Source organism: Sphaerobacter thermophilus DSM 20745, from assembly GCF_000024985.1.
GTDB lineage: Bacteria > Chloroflexota > Chloroflexia > Thermomicrobiales > Thermomicrobiaceae > Sphaerobacter > Sphaerobacter thermophilus.
Window position 1 is genome coordinate 830,068 of the sequence record NC_013524.1, and the last position, 19,616, is coordinate 849,683.

Genomic DNA, 19,616 nt, shown 5'->3' on the forward strand with positions numbered 1-19,616 from the left:
TCGCGTCGCGACGGGCTACGTACGGGCGATGGCGGTCAGGAGGACACGCGGGAATGCAGGTTCAGCGGACGCCGATGCGCTGCCCGATCTGCGATCGGGAACTGGTGGACGTGCGCATTCGGAATATCGGCACAGTCACAGCCAACCTCCTCTGGCAGATGCACGCCGGCCGGTGCACGGAGCACGGCTGGTTCCAGGCTGAGGTCATTAGCAAACCGCCCCGCGAGATCTTCCCGGTCAACCGCCCCGGCGGCGTCGTCCGCCGTGTGGAAGTCGACGGCCGGGAGTACTTCTCCTTCCCCACCGTCTGGAACGCCATGGATCCCCGCCAGGATGTGGATCCCTTCGACCCGCGCTACTGGGAAGTGGATTGGGACCGAATCCGCGGCGCATCAATCGGCGTCACCCGCGGGTAGGACGTCATGCGTCCCCCTCACCCCCGGCCCCTCTCGGACGGAGCCCCACCAGGGGAGAGGGGAGAAAAACGAAACACGGAACACGCAACACGCATCACGGATGACGCATGACGCAGATCTGAGGAGGAACCACCCCGTGCCGGAACTGCCCGAGGTCGAAGCCGCGCGGCGCGGCATTGCCGAGCAACTGCTCGGGCGCGTGCTGGTCGGCTATGAGTTGACGCGCCCGGCACTGGTCGTCCCCGCCCCGGGGCTGACGCTCGACGCGCTGGTCGGATCCCGGTTGGAGTGCGTCGAGCGTCACGGCAAGTATCTCTTCCTCAGCTTCGAGCCGGCGGTGCTGGTCATCCACTTGAAGCTTGCCGGGCAGCTCGTCGCCCGCGGAAGCGGTATCCCAGGCTTTGCCGCCGGCCATCCCGTGCCCGCCTACGACGCGCCGCTGCCCCACAAGTCCACCCACCTGCGGTTCGACTTCGACGGTGACGCACACCTCTACCTGACCGACATTCGCCACTTCGCCCGAGTCTGGCTCCTGCCCCACGACGACCTGCCTGCCTTCCGAGAGGGCCTGCACTTGGGTCCCGACGTGCTCGACCCTGCGTTCACCGTGGAGACGCTGCGTCAGGGGCTGGCCCGGCGGACCGTCGGCCGACTGAAGCCCACGTTGCTCGACCAGAGCCTCGTCGCCGGGCTCGGCAACATCTACGTCGACGAGAGCCTGTGGCAGGCCAAACTCCATCCGGAGCGCACCGCCGCCTCGTTGACAGACGCCGAGATCGAGCGACTCTACGAGGGCATCCACACCACCATGGAACTTGCCTTGCCGACCGGCGGCGCGCGCATCCTCAACAGCAAGGCGCAGACGGAGGTCGGCGAGTTCCCCTTCGTCCACGGACGCGAGGGGCTGCCCTGCCCCCGCTGCGGCACGGCGATTATCAAAATCCGCGTCAACAACCGAGGCACCTACCTCTGCCCCCAGTGCCAGCCGGCGCCCTGAGGTTCCGCCCCTCACCGAAAGCCCGCGAGAGCAGGTTTGGGACATGGTACCCACGCCCAAGTGGTACGGTGTCCATCAGCCGGTTCGTGCCCGGGGGTAAACCCCCGGGCTCACAACGAAAGCCGGCTTCAGCCGGCTTTGGAGTGCGGCGGACAACGCCGCCGCTTTGGTATGGCGCGGCATCATGCCGCGCCAGGGTTGGTGTCGTACCGTCGTCCGGATGCTAGATCGGTGGCGTGGAGATCCCTGTGTCGTGGTGTGTGCCCGGGGGTTTACCCCCGGGCTGAATATGAAAAGCCCACTGAAGGGGCTCTCTTGTCCACCCGCGGGCTGACCCGATCGGCCACCAACGGGGCGCCGCGTCCCCAGCCCCTTCAGTGGGCTTCGCATTCGTAGCCCGGCGGCTTTAGCCCCGGGCCTAGAGCACGGCGCGAGGATCCTCGCATCACCCATCCGCGGGCACGCGTCACCATCTCGCGCCATAACGACGCGGCAGCCAGCGCCGCTGCACCCCAAATCGAGGTCCAGCCCGCTTCAGCGGGCTTTCCTTGTCAGCCCGGGGGTTTACCCGCGGGCACCTACCACGGCACGGCGACCCTCGCACCACCGTTCCCGGGCTTGGGAGTAGCTGTCAGGGGCCGCTCTCGTTGAGGGCTTGCCTGCGCAGGGGAGACTGTGGTACTCGTGCCGAGCGTTGAACGTATGGGCGCCCAACGTGGGTGCTTGCCATACCCGCGCAATCGTGCGACGCTACGGTCGCCACCGGCGCACTGCGCCGGGATCGTGCTCGCCCAGACCGGGCTGCCTCGGGGGACGATCACCACGCAAGGAGGGATGTGAGCCGATGCCCGACCAGGAAATCATCAACGGGTTGATCGCGACCTACCGGGAATTGAACCACCGGGTGCGCGGCGATGCGAAGGACTTGTCCGGCGACGCGCACGAGGCGCTGGTCAGCACGCTGCGCCGCTTGCGGGACCGCGAACTCCGCGCCTCGCAGGCAATCAAGCGTATCCTGGTGGGAGACGCAGTCGACGAGGATGACGAGGCCCCGCTCACGGAGACCGAGTTCGCGGAGTCGATGAGCAACTCTCCCAACGTGTTGCTGTCGCAGTTCGGCACGGCGCGAGAGGCGACCCTGGCGATGGTGCGCGACCTGCCGGATGAAGAGTGGAACAAGGTCGTGCAGACGCCGCGCGGGCAGATGTCCCTGCGGGACTACCTCAAGACGCTGGTCGATCGAGATCGCCAGAAGCTGGAGGAGATCGACGGCCTGCTCAAGGCCCGCGCCTGACCACTCCCGCGCCATCGCCCTGCGCAGCGCGCAGCTATGGCGGCTGCGGTATGATAGAAGCACCCCGCGCCGCGGGATGCCGACCAGCACGGCACCCCGCGCGGGGGCTGCTATGTACCGGTGACGCCGGGCCTCGCCCGGGCAGCGAGGGAGTGACAGACAACCCCGATGACGCGCTATGTGAAACTCGCAGTCACCACGCTCCTTACCGGTTATCTTCTCGTTGTCCTCGGCGGGGCAGTGCGAGTCGCTGGAGCGGAATCCGGTTGTGGACCCGGCTGGGTTGGCTGCGACGGTTCGCTCGCCCCGATCCTCTCGTTCCCCATCGCGTTTGACTATTTCCACCGCGCCTTCGCGGTCGTGGTGACGCTGCTCAGTGTCGGCCTGGTGGTCCTGGCCTGGCGTGAGTCGCGCTCGCGCGGGCTGCTGCTTGGCCTGTCGGGGGCGGCGCTCGGGCTGGTCCTGATCCAGGGCGTGCTCGGGATGTTCACCGCGCAACCGGCGGCCGGCGCTGCGGTTGGGACCGCGCACCTGGCGCTGGCGGAGATCTTCCTGGCGGTGGTGGCGCTGGCCGCGCTGATCGCGTCAGCCGGGTGGCTCGTGCCGGCCGATTGGCGAACTGCCGGCCGTCGCACCAGCGCAGGCTGGCTGGCGATCGCGGCGTCCGTGGGGGCCTTTGCCCTGCTCGCAACCGGCGCCTACACCGCGCTGAGCGGCAGCGGCACCGCCTGTACCGGCTGGCCGCTGTGCGGCGACCGCGTCGTTCCCACTGGCTGGACACCGGTCGATATCCACCTCACGCACCGCTGGGTCGCGGCGATCACGACGACGCTGATCCTGGCGCTGGCGATCCACGTGCGGCGGGTCCGGTCGGACTCCCCGGCCCTGGTGGGCCTTTCGACCGGTGGCGCGGTGTTGATGGTCGCCCAGGTCTTCGTCGGGGCAGCCAATGTCTGGGTGGAACTGAACCCGGTGATCACGACGGCGCACCTCGCGGTGGCGACCATCGTCTGGGGGGTCGTCGTCTCCGTGGCCGCGTTGGACCGGATGCTCCCGGTAGCGGAGCGCGCGCCGGCGGCGCAGCCGGCTCGCCGGGTCTGGCGCGACTACTTCGTCTTGACCAAGCCCGGGGTTATGGCGCTGCTGCTGACCACCACCCTTGGCGCCATGCTCTTCGCCAAGGCCGGGCTGCCGCCGCTGCGCATCCTCATCTGGACGCTGATCGGCGGGGCGCTCGCCTCGGGCGGGGCGGCGGCGATCAACCACTACCTTGACCGCGACATCGACCGCATCATGACGCGGACCCGCAACCGGCCGGTCGCAGGCGGCCGGGTGACGCCGGTGCAGGCGCTGATCTTCGGCGTGACCCTCAGCGTGCTGTCGGTCTACCTGATGGCGGTCTTCGTCAACCCGCTGGCCGCGATCCTCTCGCTGGCCGGGAATCTCTTCTACGTCATCGTCTACACCATGTGGCTCAAGCGGGCGACGCCGCAGAACATCGTGATCGGCGGCGCGGCGGGCGCGATCCCGCCCCTGGTCGGTTGGGCGGCCGTCACCGGCAACGTTGGTCTGCCGGCGATCATCATGTTCATCATCGTGTTTGCCTGGACGCCGCCGCACTTCTGGGCGCTGGCGCTGTTCCGCTCCAAGACACGCGACTACGCTGCGGCGGGGGTGCCGATGTACCCGGCCGTCTACGGCGATGCGAAGACACGGCAGCAGATCTTCATTTATACGCTGTTGCTGGTGATCACCAGCCTGCTGCTCGTCTTCCCGCTGGGGGCGAACGGGCTGCTCTACTTCGCGGTCGCTGCGGTTCTGGGTGGGCTGTTCGTCCACAAGGCGGTGCAGTTGCTCCGCCGCCCGGCGCAGCAGCCCCTGCTGGCGCGCTCGCTCTTCATGTACTCCAACTACTACCTGGCGCTCCTCTTCCTCGCTATGGTCGTGGACCGGTTGGTCCTGGCCTAGCGGCTACGGGGAGCGTCAGGGGCGCTCCGCAGGTGTGGTGAGGACCGCCGCCGGGTGGCGCGTGCCCTGGGATGAGTGGTGTGAGGATCCCGCCGCCCGGCATGTGCCCGGGGCTCAAGCCGCCGCTTTGGAATCGCGCGGCCGCAGCCGCGCCGGGGTTGGTTTCGCGCTGGCGGCGGGACACGGGCGTGTTGGCGCGGGGATCCCCGCGCCGCGGTACATGCCTCGGGATGGGTGGTGTGAGGATCCCGCCACACGGCGCGTGCCCGGGGCTCAAGCCGCCGGGCTGAATAGTTGGGTCAGCCCACTGAACGGGCTGTGATGGCGACATCCCGGCGTATGTTGTTTGGCCGCCTGCTGGGCGCGGCGTCCCCAGCCCCTTCAGTGGGCTTTGTATTGTCAGCCCGGCGGCTTGAGCCCCGGGCACATGCCGGGCGGCGGGGTCCATCCTGCCGAGGCGCTGGCTCTGCGTTGCCCCAGCCGGCTTCAGCCGGCTTTTGTTGTGAGCCCGGCCGCTTTAGCGCCGGGTCCCGACCGCCGCGCCGGACCCGGCTGGCACGCAGCGGACGGAGGCCGTTCCACGACCACCTGCCCGCTGTCGTGACTCGTGCGAGGCGTTACAACAGCCCGGGCGGCGCCGCGCGCCGCCCGGGAGTGAGGTGCTAGGCAAGTTCCGCGTTGAGGCGGATCTCGACGTTGTTCCGCAGCGCGTTGGAAACCGGGCAGTTCTGCTCGCCCTCTTGCGCGATCTGCTTGAAGGTCGCGTCGTCGAGGCCCGGGACCCGGCCGCGTACCGTCAGTTCCACCGTGGTGATCTTCGGGGGGTCGAAGGTGCAGACGGCGGTGACCTCCAGCTGCTCGGGCGTGTGCCCGTGCTCCGCCAGGGTGTTGCTCAGCGCCATGGCGTAGCAGGCGGCGTGGGCGCCGGCGATCAGTTCTTCGGGGCTCGTCTTGCCGTCCGGCTGCTCGGTGCGCGCGGCCCAGGTGACCGGCTGCTGCGAGATGACCCCGCTCCCGAGGGACACGGTCCCGCTCCCCTGGAACAGGTTCCCCTGCCAGACGACTTCAGCGCGGCGCTCCGCGGCCATGTGGCCCTCCCTTCTCCTGAGTCCGGCATGGATGAGTCTGAATGTCGACGTCGCCATTATCGGCGCGTGGTGCAGTCGTCGCAAGTTGGGAGCCGGGGCGGGCCTCGGGAGGCTCAGCCGACGACGACGCGGTTGCGCCCGCGGCGTTTGGCGGTGTAGAGGAGGTCGTCAATGCGGCTGAGCAGCGAGGCGAAGTCGGGCGTCGTCGGGTCGGCTGCAGCGACGCCGAGGCTGATCGTCACCGACACCGGACCGGTGCTGGTCGCGATTGGCTCCGCGGCGATGCTGTTCCGCAGCCGCTCGGCGATCTGGTACGCGCTGATCAGGTCGGTCTCCGGCAGGATGATGACGAACTCTTCCCCACCGTAACGCCCGAGCACATCGACCTCACGCAGGCCGCTGCGGAGCCGGTCGGCCACCGCGCGGAGGACCTCGTCGCCCACGGCGTGGCCGTGGGCGTCGTTGACGCGCTTGAACTCGTCGATATCGAGGATAATCGCCGCGAGGGGGCGATTGAAACGCTGCGCCCGGCTCAATTCGCGCTCGGCGGTGGTGAGGAGGTGACGGCGGTTGTAGGTCCCGGTCAGGTCGTCGGTGACGGCGAGCCGCTGGACCTCGGCGAAGAGGCGTGCGTTCTCGATGGCGACCCCCGCCTGACCGGCGAAGGTGAAGGCGATACCCGCCTCGCGTTCGCCGAAGGCGCCGGAGATCTGGCTGGTCAAGACTACCACTCCGGCGACCCGGCTCTCGGAGATCAGGGGGACACCCAGCCAGGCGCGCAGGTCGGGCATGCCGCCCCGATGGGCGCAGCGCGGGTCGTCCCGCGTGTCGGCGATGACCAGCGGTTGTCCGGTCGCCACCACCTCGGCCAGCAGGATGTCGTTCGCCAGTGGGATGACGAGGCCGGGCGCCTCGTCGGGACGGGTCGTGCCGCGGACCATGGCCAGTTCCAGCCGGTCGGCATGGTGCAGCACCACGGCGGCCGTGTCGTAAGGAACGACCGCGGCGAGGCTGGTCAGCAGGCGGTCGAGGACCTGGGTGAGGTCGAGCGTGGCGGTGAGGGTGCCGGTCAGGTCCCGCAGGCGCTCGGCCAACAGGCGCTGCTGTCGCTCCGATTCGAACTGCGCCTCGATCTGGGCGAGGCGGGCCGTCTCGAGGGCGATGGCGATGGAGCCGGCAATGGCGCGCAGGATGTCGAGGTCGGCGGGGGTGAAGACGCCGCGCGCCAGGCGGTTGTCGAGGTAGAGCACACCGAAGGTCCGCTCGCGCAGGGTCAGCGGCGCGGCAATGATGCTCCGCAGGTCGTAGGCGACGATGCTCTCCGAGCCGAGCACCGGCCCGTCGCTGCTCGCGCTGACGATCATCGGCTGGCCGGTCGCGCGAACCGTTTCGACTACCGTCCGGCTGAAGTCACGCGGCTCGGTAACCGGATTCCCGGAAGCGTCGCGCCCGGCGACGAGCCTCAGGTCCGGGCCATCGATGCGGAAGAGGAAGGCGCGCTCCGCGCCCAGGATGCGGACCGCTTCGTCGAGCGCGGCGCGGGACTGCTGCTCCGGGTCCAGCGCCGTCGCGGTGGCCAGGCTGACCTGGAGCAGGGCGTCGAGGTGCTGCTGGAGACGCCGGGAGCTCGGCTCGACGGCGGGCTCGAGCGCCGGCTCGCGGGCGGTGGCGGCCGGGAAATCGGCCCGGACGCGTGCGGCGCGGTGCACCCAGCCGTGCTCGGTCGCCAGCGCGTGAGCGTAGCGTGCTGCCCGCTCGGCTCCCGGCTGGTTCCCCAGCGCGGCCAGCACCAGGGCCCGCTGACGCGTGGCCTCGAACAGGACCCACGGCGCGTCGATCTCGGTCGCCAGCCGGTCGGCGCGGTCGAGCAGTTCGAGCGCGGCGTGGTGGCGTCCCTCCAACCGCGCGCGGGCGGCGGCCAGCACCCAGGTGTGCGCGCGCAGCGTCGGGTGATCGGCGATCCGCTCCAGGAACTCGATGGCCTCGTTGAGCCGCCGCAGGGCGGCAGCGCGCCGGTTGGCCGGGGCGCGCTCGACCTGGAGCAGGCGCGCGTGGCCCTGGAAGACGAAGAAGCGGCGGAAGTGGGGCAGCCCGCGGCCCGACCGGAAATCCAGTTCCTCGCCGCGCGCGATGACCTCTTCGATCTCCGCGTCGCTGCCGCCGCGCTCCACCAGGGCGAGCAGCCGGTGGCTGAGGTAGATCTCCCAGGCGAAGCGGTCGCGCGGGTGATCGTTGACGAGGGCTTCGGCCCGCCGGGCGTACTCGCGCGCCAGGGCGGCCTCCCCGAGCACTTCCAGGACCGCCAGGGCGTAGGCGTCCATGTACCGCTGGACCCGGTGCGCGCCGCCCTGGTTGGTGATCCGCCCGCCGGTCCGGGCGATCGCCTCCTCGATCCAGCGGCGGGCCTCGCGGATGTAACCGCGGAGCACCAGGTTCCAGATCAGGTCGCCGCTGCCGTTCAGGTACTCGGCGGGTGCCAGCCAGTCGGCGTGCTGTTCGAGGCAGCGGGTCGCCAGCGTCTCGGCCTCACGCGGGCGTCCGGCGATGTGGTGGGCGATTGCCTCGTAGAGGAGGGCATAGGCGAGCATGGGCCGGTCGTCGCGGGCGTGCGCGAGGTCGATCGCCTTGCGGAAGTAGCTCTGCATAGCCTCCACGCGCCGCATCGTGGCCAACAGCATCCCGTAGTCCACGTTGGCCTGGATCAACTCGCGGGAGGGCCCGAGTGCCCGTGCTGCACCGAGGGACAGGAGCAGGTTCTGGAGCACCGTGCTCTGCGGACGGCCCTCGAGCATCGCCGCTTCGATTGCCAGGTGATAGAGCGCGACCAGGACGCGCAGGCGTGCCGGGTCGCCGGGCGGCGGTGGTATGGCACCGCCGAGCCGGTCGTCGAGCACGAACCCGGCCCAGGCGCCGATCGCTCGTGCCATTCGCCCGGCGCGGGCCTCGAGCGTCTCGCCGATCTCGGCGAAGGCCGCCTCAATCTCCTGCGCCGCTCGCTCGATCTCGAGTTCCCAAATCTGGATGCGGGCCAGTCGGGCGCGGAGCTGCGCACGCCCGGTGGCGTCCGTGCAGAGCTTCAAGGCAGATTCGAGGTGGGCGGTCGCTTCGTCGACCCGCCCGGTGCGGCTGCAAACATCGCCCAGAGCGCGGTCGAGGCGCTCATCCGGCGGCAGCCCGGCATCGCGAGCGATGCGGCGGGCGGTGTCGAGGAAGTCGTAGGCCTCGTTGTAGGCGAAGTGCTCGAGCGCACGAATCCCGGCGGCGAGGTTGGCTTCGTAGGCCGGGACCGGGCTGCGCAACGGGTCACCCTCGGCATAGTGCCGGGCGAGGCGGTAGATCCCCGTCTCCGTGACTCCGGCTTGGGCCAGCGTCTCAGCGGCGCGCTGGTGTAGCGAGCGGCGCTCGGCGTCGGCAAGGCGCGCGAGCAGCGCCTCGCGTACCCGGTCGTGGGTGAAGCGGTACGTATCGCCCTCGTCGTGCTCCACCACGTGCGCGGCCAAGGCGGCGTCGAGTGCGGCGATCGCCTCTGGTGGCGTTAGCTGGGCCATCGCCTCGGCCTCGCCCAGGCGGAAGGAGGTGCCGAGGACGGCGGCCGCATCGAGGAGGGCTCGGGTAGCCGGGCTGAGCCCGTCGATCCGCTCGCTCAGGAGGCGTGCGATGTCGGCCGGTAGCGAGAGGCTGGCGAGCCGCGCGCGGTCGACCAGCCAGGTCCCCCACGACGGCCGGAGAACCCCGGTCTCGAGCATGGCCCGCACGTACTCTTCGACGGCGTACGGGAGGCCGCCGCTCAGGGTCACGACGCGCTCCACCACGTCGGCTTCCACCTGGTGGTCGCCGAGGTGGGCGGCGATCAACTCCGCGACAGCGCGCTCGTCGAGCGGGCTCAGCCGTATCCGGGCTACTCTCGATGCGCCGAATCCAGACGCGGCCTTACTGGTTTCACCCTGCATCCCCTCACGAGCCGTGAGCACGACCAGCAGGGGCGCGTGCTCGACTCGGTCGGTGAGCCGACGAAGCACCTGCCGGCTGGCCTTGTCGAGCCAATGGATGTCCTCGACGATCATCACGGCGTGGCCACTCCCCTGTGCCAGATCGCGCAGGAAGGTGGCGAGCGCGGCCGAGAAGTGGTCTTCGACCGGCTCCGAGGAACCCTCCGGCTCGACGCCGAGCAGTGCTGCCAGCACCGGGGAGAGCCCGGCGACCACGCGGGCCGCGGGCCGCGCGGCCTCTTTCAGCCGTACTTCGGCTGCCATGCGCCGGTCGGGTGGCAGGCGACGCAGTGAGCGGACGTGCTCCTCGATCGCTTCGCGCAGCGGCGCGAACGGCACCGGGTTCGCCTCGGTGCACCGCCCGCGCAGCACCAGCGCACCGCCGGCCGCGGCAAGGTGCTGGAGTTCCGCGACGAGGCGGGTCTTCCCGCTGCCCGCCACCCCGGTGATCAGGACGGCCGAGCCGGTACCCTCGGCCGCCGCGGTCAGCAGGCGGCGCAGGCGATCCAATTCCCGATCTCGCCCGATGAGCGGGACGAGCGGTTGGGCGTGGTGATCCTCGGTCCCGAGCGGGGCCTCGGCTCCGGCGGCCAGCGCGGCATTGAGCGCGGGCAGCGCCGCCAGGTCGGCCAGCAGCCCGGCTGCGCTCTGGTAGCGGTCGTCCGGGTCCTTGGCGAGGAGCTTGGCAATCACGGCGGCCAGCGCAGGGGAGACCGCGGGATTCCGCTCGCGGACGTCCGGCGCGGGCCGGGCGGCATGCTGGTAGGCCAGATCCGCGGCGTCGGTGCTGACGAACGGGGGGGCACCGGTGGCGCACTCGAACAGGAGGACGCCGAGCGCGTAGAGATCGCTGCGCGCATCGACCGGGCGTTTGAGGAGACCGGTCTGCTCCGGAGCTGCGTAGCGCAGCGTCCCGGCGATCTCGTCCCCCACCGCGGTGGGCGAAGGCACGGCCAGCCCCAGATCGACCAGCATCACCCGGCCGGTGCCGTCGAGGACGACGTTGCTCGGCTTCACATCGCGGTGGACCAACCCGAAGCGGTGCAGTTCGCCGAGGGCGCCGGCCAGGGCGGTGCCGATCTCGACGACGCGCGACTCGGACAGTGGACCGTGGGCGAGAAGGTCGGCCAGTGTCCCATTTGCCGCGCGTTCGAGTACCAGGTAGGGGAAACTATCGACCTCCCCGACCTCCAGCACCGTGGGTAAGGCCGGGTGCCGGATGCGCGCCAACGCCGCGGCCTCCCGACGGAAACGCATCAGCGTGTCATCCGTGGAGCCGGGGGCCATCCGCGGCATCTTCACGGCGTATAGCTGCTCGTCGCGGCGGGCAGTGTAGACGACCGCATGGGCACCACGGCCGATCTCCGCCACGATCTCCAGCCCAGGGATAGACGGGTACGGTCCCTCCACCTTGCTGTCCATCCGTCTAATCCCCGCCACGCTACCGACAGACAACGATGGCGGAGAGGGGACGAGCCTTGGGGCTGGTGCCAAGGCTGGTGGTAGTACGGTCCCCAGTATAGCCTCCGCGTCCCTCGACGACTTGAGCCCTTAGGCCCAGTTCCAAGGGCCGAAAAGTACTATTGTTGATCTCGTTTCAATCTGATTCGCTGTGCCGATGCTCCCCGGTGAGACACATCACTCGGCAGGCGGCGGCGAACACCTCCTCGACGGTGGCCGACGCGATCGCGCCGCGGCTGTCAAGGACGGCGTGGGGACCGCTGGTGGGCGGCCCCCAGCGAGCTGGGTCGGTGTCGCCGAAGATCGTGACCGAGGGGGTGTCGAGGGCGTAGGCGATATGCGCCGGGCCGGAGTCACCGGTGAGCAGGAGGGCGCAACGCGCCAGGACCGCCCCCAGGACCGGCAGGGAGGTGCGTCCGGCCAGGTCTATCACCGGGCCACCGGCTTCCCGCGCGATCGTGACGGCGGCCTGTTGCGTCTCGTCATTGCCGACGACGACCAGTGTGCCACCACAGCGTGCCCGGAGGGCACTGCCCGCGGCAGCAAAGCGCGCGGCCGGCCAGCGGCGGGCAGCGTCGCGGGCGCCGGGGTGGAGCGCGATCCAGGGCGGGCGGCTGTCCGCCAGGAGCACCGCCGCTGCAGCGTGGTCGGCCGGTGTCAGCGAGAACTCGACCTGCCGCCCGCGGTCGGGTGCGCCGAGGAAGCGGGGCAGGGCCAGCACCCGGTCAATCTCGTGGCCGCGGTCGGGCAGGGGCAGCGCCGCGTCCAACCGGCTCGGCCCGTCGCCCGGCCGCACGAACCCGGCGGTGTGGCGGGCGCCGAGCAGCAGGGTGAAGGGGTTGGCGTAGACGCCGGAGCCGTGCATCTGGAGCGCAAGGTCGAATGCATCGCCCTGCATCCGCCGGAAGAATGCTGTGGCCGTGCGTGCGTCGAAGAACTGCTCGGCAATGCCGGGGAAGCCGGGGAAGGGGACGAAGCGGTCGACGTGCGGCGAGCGTTCGGCGAGATCCCGGTTGAAGGGAAGGCCGATCACCGTGAACTCGGCTGCGGGGAGCGCTGCGCGCAGGGCACGCAGCGCAGGGGTGGCGCAGAGGAAGTCGCCGATGCGCGAGGCGCGCACGACCACCACCCGGCGAGGTGGCTCCGGCAGGCGAGCGAGCAGGCCGGGCGCGAAGGGGTCAAGCACCGCCTCGTGCTCCCTCTCCTGTGAGCGGTGCGTAGCGCGCGACCATCTCGGGGAGCAGATCCAGCGCGTGGCCGTCGACCGTCCCGGCGGCGTTCAGCACCGTGCTCGGCACCTCGGAGGAGTAGGTGCCGGAGGGAAGGATGCAGCAGCCGCCCCAGCGTCGCATGAGGAGGTTCTGCACCAGCACCTCCTCCCCCGAGTGATAGCGCGGAAGGCGCCGCCAGAAGTCGAAACCGCCGACGGCCTGCAGCTTGGCCCGGTCGTAGAGGATGCAGGCGGCGACCCACGCCACCTTGTAGCGTCGGATGACACCGGGCGGCAGTCCCTGCGCTGCGTGGTAGACGTTGGCGGCGCGGTGGAGGTTCCAGCGCTCCCAGGCCGGGGTTCCGGGATCGACCACCTCCGGCCGGACCGGGCCGTCCCACCACTCGACGATCTGCTGCGCGGGCCGCACGTCGTCGCGGTGCGACAGGCCGGCGGGGAAGGCGCCGACGAAGCCGCAGCTCTCGGCCCGCAGCGTGGTCAGCAGGTGCTCCACGACCCACGGCTCCATGAAGACATCGTCGTCCAGGTAGAGGACGGCATCCGCGCTGGCCAGATGGAGCAGGAAGTCGCGCTGTTCGGCGACACCGTGCACCTGGGGCCGGTGGTGGTACTCCCTCTCCCCGCCGCGCGCCGCCACGACCCGCAGCAGGGACTGGATGACCGGCGACTCAATCGCGGGCCGATCGCTCTGGTCGGCGACAACGACGCGGAGGTCGCTCAGGGTCTGGGCCGCCACACCCGCGAGTGTCATCGCCAGCGACTCGTGCCGGTTCCGGGTTGGGATCAGGACGTCGACGGTTGCCATGTCGTCCGGCCCCTCACCGCTTGCGTGCCACGATCAGGCGGCCGCCGCCCGGCTCGGGAGCCGAGAGGTCGAGCCGGGCACCCCACTCGGCCAGCCGCGCGAATCCGCCGGGCGGGATGCGTCGCCAGACGCGGCCGAGCGCCCGTTGTCCGCCGATCCGCACTTGCTGCGCGACTTCGAGTGCGTCCCACGCCGTGACCAGTCCGGACCGCAGGTATGACCGGGTCGACTCGATCTCCAGCCCGGCGGCCTCCAAATGCGCCGCCCAGCGTTCGACCGGCCAGAGGTTGCGGTGGGCCAGGGCCCGGTTGCGGCGCGCGGCGTAGCCCGCCAGCGGCAGGAGCAGCCAGCGGCTGAAGGCCTCGGTCGGCGCGGTGAAGATGAGGCACCCGCCAGGGCGCAGCACCCGCGCGACGGCGGCCAGCAGGGCGTCGACGTCCGCGACGTGCTCTAACACCGAGTTGCTGATCACGGTCGCGAACGCCTCGGCGGGGAGGCCGGCCGTCTCCAACGGGCGCGCGATCAAGTGGTGGTAGATGCCCAACCGGGCGGCGCGGGCCAGCGCCGTCCCGTCCGGGTCGACACCCACCTCGACCGGGCGGAGCACCAGCGAGGTGACCAGCCCGTCGCCGCAACCGAGGTCGAGCACCGGACGGTGGTAGCCCTGCTCCCGCAGCGCGGCGACCTCGGCCGCGCGCCAGAGTCCGAGCGACGGACCCTGCTGCTCCAGAAGCACCCGGAACGTCGGCGCCGGGAGGTGGAGCGGGTAGCGAGCGGCACGGCCTTCGACGGCCGGGTCAGGCGCCATCTCGCGCCTCAGACGGATGACCGGTAGCTGCATGGGCGTTTCCTCACTCCAGGATCGACGGCGCCGGACGGAGCCTCGCCGATCCACGTCATTCGCCGCACCGGAGGACGAGAGGCGGCGAGATGCGGGCGCTCCCGTGAACCGCCGGTCGAGCGCGTGCCATCAGAAGATCCCGTTGTACACCGCGCAGGAGCGGCAGATCTCCGGCGGGTCGTCGGAGTCGAGCCGGGCGCGGAAGTCGGTGAACTCATCGCTGTCCCAGACGGTGGTGACGCCCTGCTCGGCGGCGTTGCCGAAGTTGATCCGGTCGGGGGTCGCCACCATGCAGCAGGGCATGGTGTAGCCCTCGTAGCTGAAGTAGGCGCCGGTCCAGGGCCAGGAGCAGCGCTTGCGGCCGGGCGTGCCCGGCGGGTGGGCACGCGGCTCGGCGCGGGGCAGCCGCAGGTCCAGCCCCAGGTCTGCCGCGACTTCGCGTGCCTCGGCGAAAGCGGCGGCCACGCGCGCCGGGTCCTCGTGCAGCAGCGTCTGCTCGTCGACGAAGGTGCGCATCGGCCGGTAGTGCTCTGGGAGGCTCGACTCCCCGAAGTCGTGGCAGAGGTGCTGGACGAACAGCCCCTCGGCACCCCAGCCGTGCGCCAGCCGCACCAGGTCCGGCAGCTCGTGCAGGTTCTGGCGCATGACGACGCCGACGATCCGCAGACCGGGCAGCGTCGCACCCAGCCGAGCGCGGGTCTCCAGCAGCAGCTCAACGTTGCGCACTACCCGCTCGAAGCGAGCCCGGACCCGGATGCGCTCGTAAGTCTCGGCGCTGGCGCCGTCGATCGAGACGTGGAGGCAGTCGAGCCCGCTGGCGACGCACTGCTCGGCGCGCCGCGCGTTGAGGATCGTCAGGTTGCTGTTGGTCGTGACCCGCGCGCCGCGCCCCGCCGCGTAGGCCACCATGTCGAAGAAGCGGGGGTGCATCATTGGCTCGCCCAGCCCCTGGAGGTGGAGCGTCTGCAAGTCGGGGAAGGAATCGACGATCCGGGTGAAGGTGTCGAACTCCATGAAGGCGAGCGGCCCCCAGGGCGGGCCGTCGCGTCGGAACTGGATCGGGCACATCTGGCAGCGGAGATTGCACTGCCCGACCGGTTCGATCTGCACATAGCTGGGAAGTGGCATCGAACTGTCCTCACTAGGGACGTACTAGAGGAAGAGCACGCGGAACTTCACCGCCCCGCGCAGGCGCCAGAAGACCGACAGCGGCGGGATCAGTGCCGAGGTGACCGCCATCTCGGCGATGTGGCCCGGCGCGTGGGAGGTCCCGCGCAGGCGCATGGCGCAGAAGCGTACCGTGAGCGCCAGCCAGCCAGCCGCGGCGCCCGCCGCGAGCCGGCGGTGCCCGGTCGTCCCCGCCGCGCCGGCCGCCAGCAGGGCGCCGACCGCCCCGTAGTAGTGCCAGGGCGGGGCCGGTTGGATCCGCTCGCGGTAGAGGCGCGCGTGCTTCTTGTAGAGGAGCGCGTTGTACATGCTCTTGCGCTGCTGACGGAGGCTGACGCCCCAGTGGGCGGGACGGACCGGGTGCACGGCCACCGCGTCCTCGGCGTGGGTCAGCCGTGCGCCGCGGGAGAGCAGCGTGAAAAAGAGGTCGGTGTCCTCGCGCCAGGCCAGGCGAAAGCGCTCATCCAGACCCCCGGCGGCGGCCAGTGCCTCCCGGCGGAAAAAGCAGCTCGCGGTCACGAACTCCGACCCGGCGAGTTGGGCCGCGTTCCACTCGTAGTCGGTCGGGTCTTTCGGCAGGGGCACCAGAACCCGGCCGGAGACCGCGGCGACGCCGTCGACGAACCCGGCCAGCCCGGCGCGCAGCCAGCCGGGGACCGGCTCGCAGTCGTCGTCGGTGAAGGCGATGATCGGGGCATGGGCGGCGTGCCACCCGGCGTTCCGCGCGGCGGCCGGGCCATGCCCGCAGCAGACCGGCACGTAGTGCACCGGCATCGGGCCGCGAGCGGCCCACTCCTGCACCAGCCGGCGCGTCTCCCTGCAACCCGCGTCGTCGGTGACGATCACCTCGTACGCCTCGGGCGGGAGGTCCTGCGCCGCCAGCGCCGCGAGGCAGCGGTCGAGGAGACGCGGGCGTCGGTAGGTCGGCACGACGACGGAGGCGCGCAGCGTCGGTGCCGTCATCGCTCCGGCTTTTCCAGCAGGAACGGGCCGATCGCCAGCGCGTCGAGCGGCGAAGCCCAGAAGCACTCGAAGGCGTCGCGCGGCGTGCAGACGATCGGCTCGCCCCGCGTGTTGAACGAGGTGTTGACCAGCACCGGTACGCCCGTGCGCGCCTGGAAGGCCCGTAGCAGGTCGTAGTAGCGCGGGTGCTGCGCTCGCACGATGGTCTGGATGCGGGCCGTGCCGTCCACGTGCCGCACCGCCGGGATGCGGTTCGCCTGTTCCGGACGCACCTCATGGACGAAAAGCATGAAGGGGGACTCCGCGGCGTCGCGGAACCAGGTGGCCGCTTCCTCCGCAAGCACCACCGGTGCGACCGGCCGGAAATCCTCCCGATCCTTGATCGCGTTCAGCCGGGTCTGCATCTCGGGGTCGAGCGGCGAGGCCAGGATCGAGCGAGCACCCAGCGCGCGCGGGCCGAACTCCATCCGCCCCTGGAACCAGCCGACGATCTTGCCGTCCGCCAGGAGGTCCGCCACCTCACCGGCGACATCGTCCATCCGGCGGTACGGTAGCTTTGCTCCATCCAGGAAGGCCGCGATCTCGTCGTCGCCGAACTCGGGGCCGAGGAAGGCGTGCTCCATCCGCCATGATCGCTCGACCGCGCCCCGCTCTCGGGCGTCGACCCAGAGCGCGGCGCCGAGCGCCGTCCCGGCGTCCCCCGCCGCCGGTTGTACCCAGATGTGGCGGAAGGGCCCGTCATCACGCAGGCGGGCGTTCAGGACGCAGTTGAGCGCCACGCCCCCGGCCAGGCAGAGGTCGTCGGCGCCGGTGGCCTCGTGCAGCCACCGGGCGAGCGCCAGCACTGTCTCCTCCAGCACCACCTGGAGCGAGCGGGCCAGGTCGCAGTGGCGCTGCTCCAGCGGCTCGCCGCGGCGCCGGGCCGGGCCAAACCACTCCTCCAGGCAGAGCGGCTCGACGGTGTAGCCGCCGTCCCCCTGGAGGCGCACGGCATCGTGGAATCGGTCTAGATAGCGCGGCTCGCCGAAGGAGGCCAGCGCCATCACCTTATATTCGTCCGCGGAGTGGAGGAAGCCGAGGTGCTCCGTGACCTTCTCGTAGAGGAGCCCGAGCGAGTGGGGGAAGTCCACCTGCCCGATGCGCTCCAGGTGGGTCCCCTCGCCGACGGCGTACGTGGTCGTAGCGCGCTCGCCGCGGCCGTCGAGCGTCATGACCGCGGCGCGTGGGAAGGGCGACGGGAAGAAGGCGCTGACCGCGTGGGCCAGGTGGTGCTCGACCCAGTGCCAGCGGAACGGCCCGTTGCGCGCGGCGCCGTGGAAGCGTGCCCGCAGGTGGTGGGGCACACCACCGGCGAGGTGCCGCGGGGCGTTGACGATGTGCGCCAGGAAGAGCGGATCCCAGGCGGCCTCCCACTCCTCCGGCAGCGGGTGGGCCGACGGCTCCAGCGGCAGGGTAATCGTCGCGGCACCCCGGTGTCGCCCCAACAAGAGCGCCGGGTCGAACGAGTAGGCGACGTGGTCTACCTCGGCCTGGTCGATCCCGGCTTGGCGCAGGCAGTAGTCGATGGCGTGGAAGGGCAGTTCCCAGGTGGAGAACGGGACCGGACGCTTGCCGTGCTTGATCCGGGTGAAGCGCTCCTCCTCCGCGGCGGCAACCACCCGGCCGTCCGCGACCAGGCTGGCAGCCGAGTCGTGGTAGACGGCGTTGATGCCGAGCGTGTACATCGCGCGTCCCTCCGAGCCCCCGGGCCGCTCATCCGCACGTTGCGCGCCGCGCTTCTCTGAAGACAAATCCCCGTCACATCGCGCAGGCCAACACGAGGAGCGCCACCATCGCCCCCGGCGCAGCGAAGGATCGCTCCCCTCGCCCAACATGGGGTTCGACGAATTATGCGAGCGTACGCGCTCGGCCCGTGCCCGGGGCTAAAACGCTTGGTGTGAGTTAGCCGGGGCATGCTGTGCCCTCTTGACACAGGAAGGTGCCCACTTCCATACGGGAGATAGCTCGTATCCGTCTCCCACGAAAGGAGCACCCGATGGATGTGGACACCTTCCTGATTACAGTCTATGTCCTGGTCGACACCTTCTGCCAGACCCACCTGCCCCCGGAGCCCCACCGCCCCGGCCCCGCGCCGGCCCTGAGCCGCAGCGAGGTCTTGACCCTGGCCATCTTCGGGCAGTGGATGAGGTTCTCCAGTGAGCAGGACTTCTACCGCTACGCCGAGCGCCACCTGCGCCCCTACTTCCCGACCCTGCCCCACCGCAGCCAATACAACCGGCTGCTGCGGCGGCATCAGGTCGCCCTGGCCCAGTTCGCCCTCTACCTGGCAGACCAACTTGGCCGGGGGCCAGTGGCGGTGGATGTGCTCGATGTGGCGCCGGCTCCGGTGCGCAACGCCAAGCGCCGCGGGCGGGGCTGGCTGGCGGGCGAGGCCAACATCGGCTTCAGCTTGCGCCTGGGCTGGTTTGCCGGCTTCCGCGTGCTGACCGCCGTCAGCCTGGAGGGGGCGATCACCGGCTGGGGCGTGGCCCCGGCCAGCACCAATGAGCGGTCCCTCGCCGAGACCCTGATTGCCTGTCGGGCCCACCCCGATCCCCGCCTGCCCAGTGTCGGCACGCCGGTGGCGACCTATCTGGCCGACAGTGGCTTTGCCGGCGAGGACTACAAGGCGCACCTGGCGGCCACCTATGGCGTGACGCTGGTGGCCACCCCGCAGCGGGGCAGTCGGCGGCGCTGGCCCAAGGCGGTCCGCCGCTGGGTGGCCCGCCATCGCCAGATCGTGGAGACGGTCGTTGGACGACTGCTGCACACCTTCGGGCTGGCACGCGAGCGCCCGCACACCCTGGCGGGCTTCCAGGCGCGACTGGCGGCCAAGGTGGCGCTGCACAACCTCTGTTGCTGGCTGAATCGGCAGCAGGGGCGGCCGCTGCTGGCCGTGGCGAACCTGATCACCTGGTAGCCACGGCGCCCTAACTCACACCAAGCGTTAAAGCCGCCGGGCTGAATTCGGGTAAGCCCACCGAAGGGGCTGCGATGGCCACACCCCGGCGGAGCCGATCCGGCATCTCACGTGACGCCCAATCCCTAGCCCCTTCAGTGGGCTTTTCGTTGTCAGCCCGGTGGCTTTAGCCCCGGACACGCGCCAGGATGCGGGATCCTTCGTACCACCCATCGCGCGTCCCGATGTCGGCGCGCAACCGGCCCCGGCGCGGCTGGGGCCGCGCCGTACCAAAGCGGCGGCTGGGGCCGCCGCACTCCAGAGCCGGCTTCAGCCGGCTTTCCTTGTCAGCCCGGGGCTCAAGCCCCGGGCACGCGCCACGACGCGGGGATCCTCACGCCACCCAGCCCGGACACGGTCGGCAGCCGCGCGAGCCGGCGGAGGCGGGCTGGAGACGG

13 protein-coding genes are annotated in these 19,616 nt (G+C 70.7%); 5 read left to right on the forward strand and 8 right to left on the reverse strand.

The features are described 5' to 3' along the window. The first annotated feature begins 53 nt into the window (after nucleotides 1-53). The 4 genes from STHE_RS15830 to STHE_RS15845 all read left to right on the forward strand — a co-directional run bounded on the left by STHE_RS15830 (nucleotide 54) and on the right by STHE_RS15845 (nucleotide 4,675). Entirely contained in the window at nucleotides 54-416 is a 363-nt protein-coding gene (locus STHE_RS15830; protein WP_012873600.1) for a hypothetical protein, read from the forward strand. A 136-nt stretch (nucleotides 417-552) separates the two neighbouring features. Further along, nucleotides 553-1,413: a bifunctional DNA-formamidopyrimidine glycosylase/DNA-(apurinic or apyrimidinic site) lyase gene (gene mutM / locus STHE_RS15835; protein WP_012873601.1), complete on the forward strand. Its 861-nt coding sequence runs from the start codon at nucleotides 553-555 to the stop codon at nucleotides 1,411-1,413. 844 nt (nucleotides 1,414-2,257) lie between these two features. Continuing rightward, nucleotides 2,258-2,707, forward strand: coding sequence for a hypothetical protein (locus STHE_RS15840; RefSeq protein ID WP_012873602.1), 450 nt, complete (start codon nucleotides 2,258-2,260; stop codon nucleotides 2,705-2,707). 168 nt (nucleotides 2,708-2,875) lie between these two features. Continuing rightward, entirely contained in the window at nucleotides 2,876-4,675 is a 1,800-nt protein-coding gene (locus STHE_RS15845; RefSeq protein WP_012873603.1) for a heme o synthase, read from the forward strand. Between the two features lie 662 nt (nucleotides 4,676-5,337). Here STHE_RS15845 and STHE_RS15850 read toward each other — a convergent pair. The 8 genes from STHE_RS15850 to STHE_RS15885 form a co-directional block, all read right to left on the reverse strand. Further along, nucleotides 5,338-5,763 (reverse strand): OsmC family protein, encoded by a 426-nt coding sequence (locus tag STHE_RS15850; protein WP_012873604.1) that lies wholly within the window; start codon nucleotides 5,761-5,763, stop codon nucleotides 5,338-5,340. Nucleotides 5,764-5,876: 113 nt separating this feature from the next. After that, nucleotides 5,877-11,174 carry a diguanylate cyclase gene (locus STHE_RS15855; RefSeq protein WP_012873605.1) on the reverse strand — a complete coding sequence of 1,766 codons (5,298 nt, stop codon included), beginning with the start codon at nucleotides 11,172-11,174 and terminating at the stop codon, nucleotides 5,877-5,879. A gap of 175 nt (nucleotides 11,175-11,349) precedes the next feature. Then, nucleotides 11,350-12,399 carry a glycosyltransferase family 9 protein gene (locus STHE_RS15860; protein WP_012873606.1) on the reverse strand — a complete coding sequence of 350 codons (1,050 nt, stop codon included), beginning with the start codon at nucleotides 12,397-12,399 and terminating at the stop codon, nucleotides 11,350-11,352. Continuing rightward, nucleotides 12,392-13,249 carry a glycosyltransferase family 2 protein gene (locus STHE_RS15865; RefSeq protein ID WP_012873607.1) on the reverse strand — a complete coding sequence of 286 codons (858 nt, stop codon included), beginning with the start codon at nucleotides 13,247-13,249 and terminating at the stop codon, nucleotides 12,392-12,394. The genes STHE_RS15860 and STHE_RS15865 overlap by 8 nt, the downstream gene beginning before the upstream one ends. Nucleotides 13,250-13,262: 13 nt before the next feature. Next, complete coding sequence (locus STHE_RS18255) at nucleotides 13,263-14,090, reverse strand: class I SAM-dependent DNA methyltransferase (protein ID WP_012873608.1); 828 nt, start codon at nucleotides 14,088-14,090, stop codon at nucleotides 13,263-13,265. 129 nt (nucleotides 14,091-14,219) lie between these two features. Continuing rightward, nucleotides 14,220-15,218 carry a radical SAM protein gene (locus tag STHE_RS15875; protein ID WP_012873609.1) on the reverse strand — a complete coding sequence of 333 codons (999 nt, stop codon included), beginning with the start codon at nucleotides 15,216-15,218 and terminating at the stop codon, nucleotides 14,220-14,222. A 24-nt stretch (nucleotides 15,219-15,242) separates the two neighbouring features. Further along, nucleotides 15,243-16,220 (reverse strand): glycosyltransferase family 2 protein, encoded by a 978-nt coding sequence (locus tag STHE_RS15880; protein WP_012873610.1) that lies wholly within the window; start codon nucleotides 16,218-16,220, stop codon nucleotides 15,243-15,245. Next, a complete protein-coding gene (locus STHE_RS15885; protein ID WP_012873611.1) occupies nucleotides 16,217-17,944 on the reverse strand; it encodes a carbamoyltransferase family protein in 1,728 nt (575 codons plus the stop codon). Before STHE_RS15885 ends, STHE_RS15880 begins: the two co-directional genes overlap by 4 nt. 311 nt (nucleotides 17,945-18,255) lie before the next feature. Here STHE_RS15885 and STHE_RS15890 point away from each other — a divergent pair, with 311 nt between their 5' ends. Beyond that, nucleotides 18,256-19,179, forward strand: a complete 924-nt coding sequence (locus tag STHE_RS15890; RefSeq protein ID WP_012873612.1) for an IS982 family transposase — start codon at nucleotides 18,256-18,258, stop codon at nucleotides 19,177-19,179. Nucleotides 19,180-19,616 lie beyond the last annotated feature (437 nt).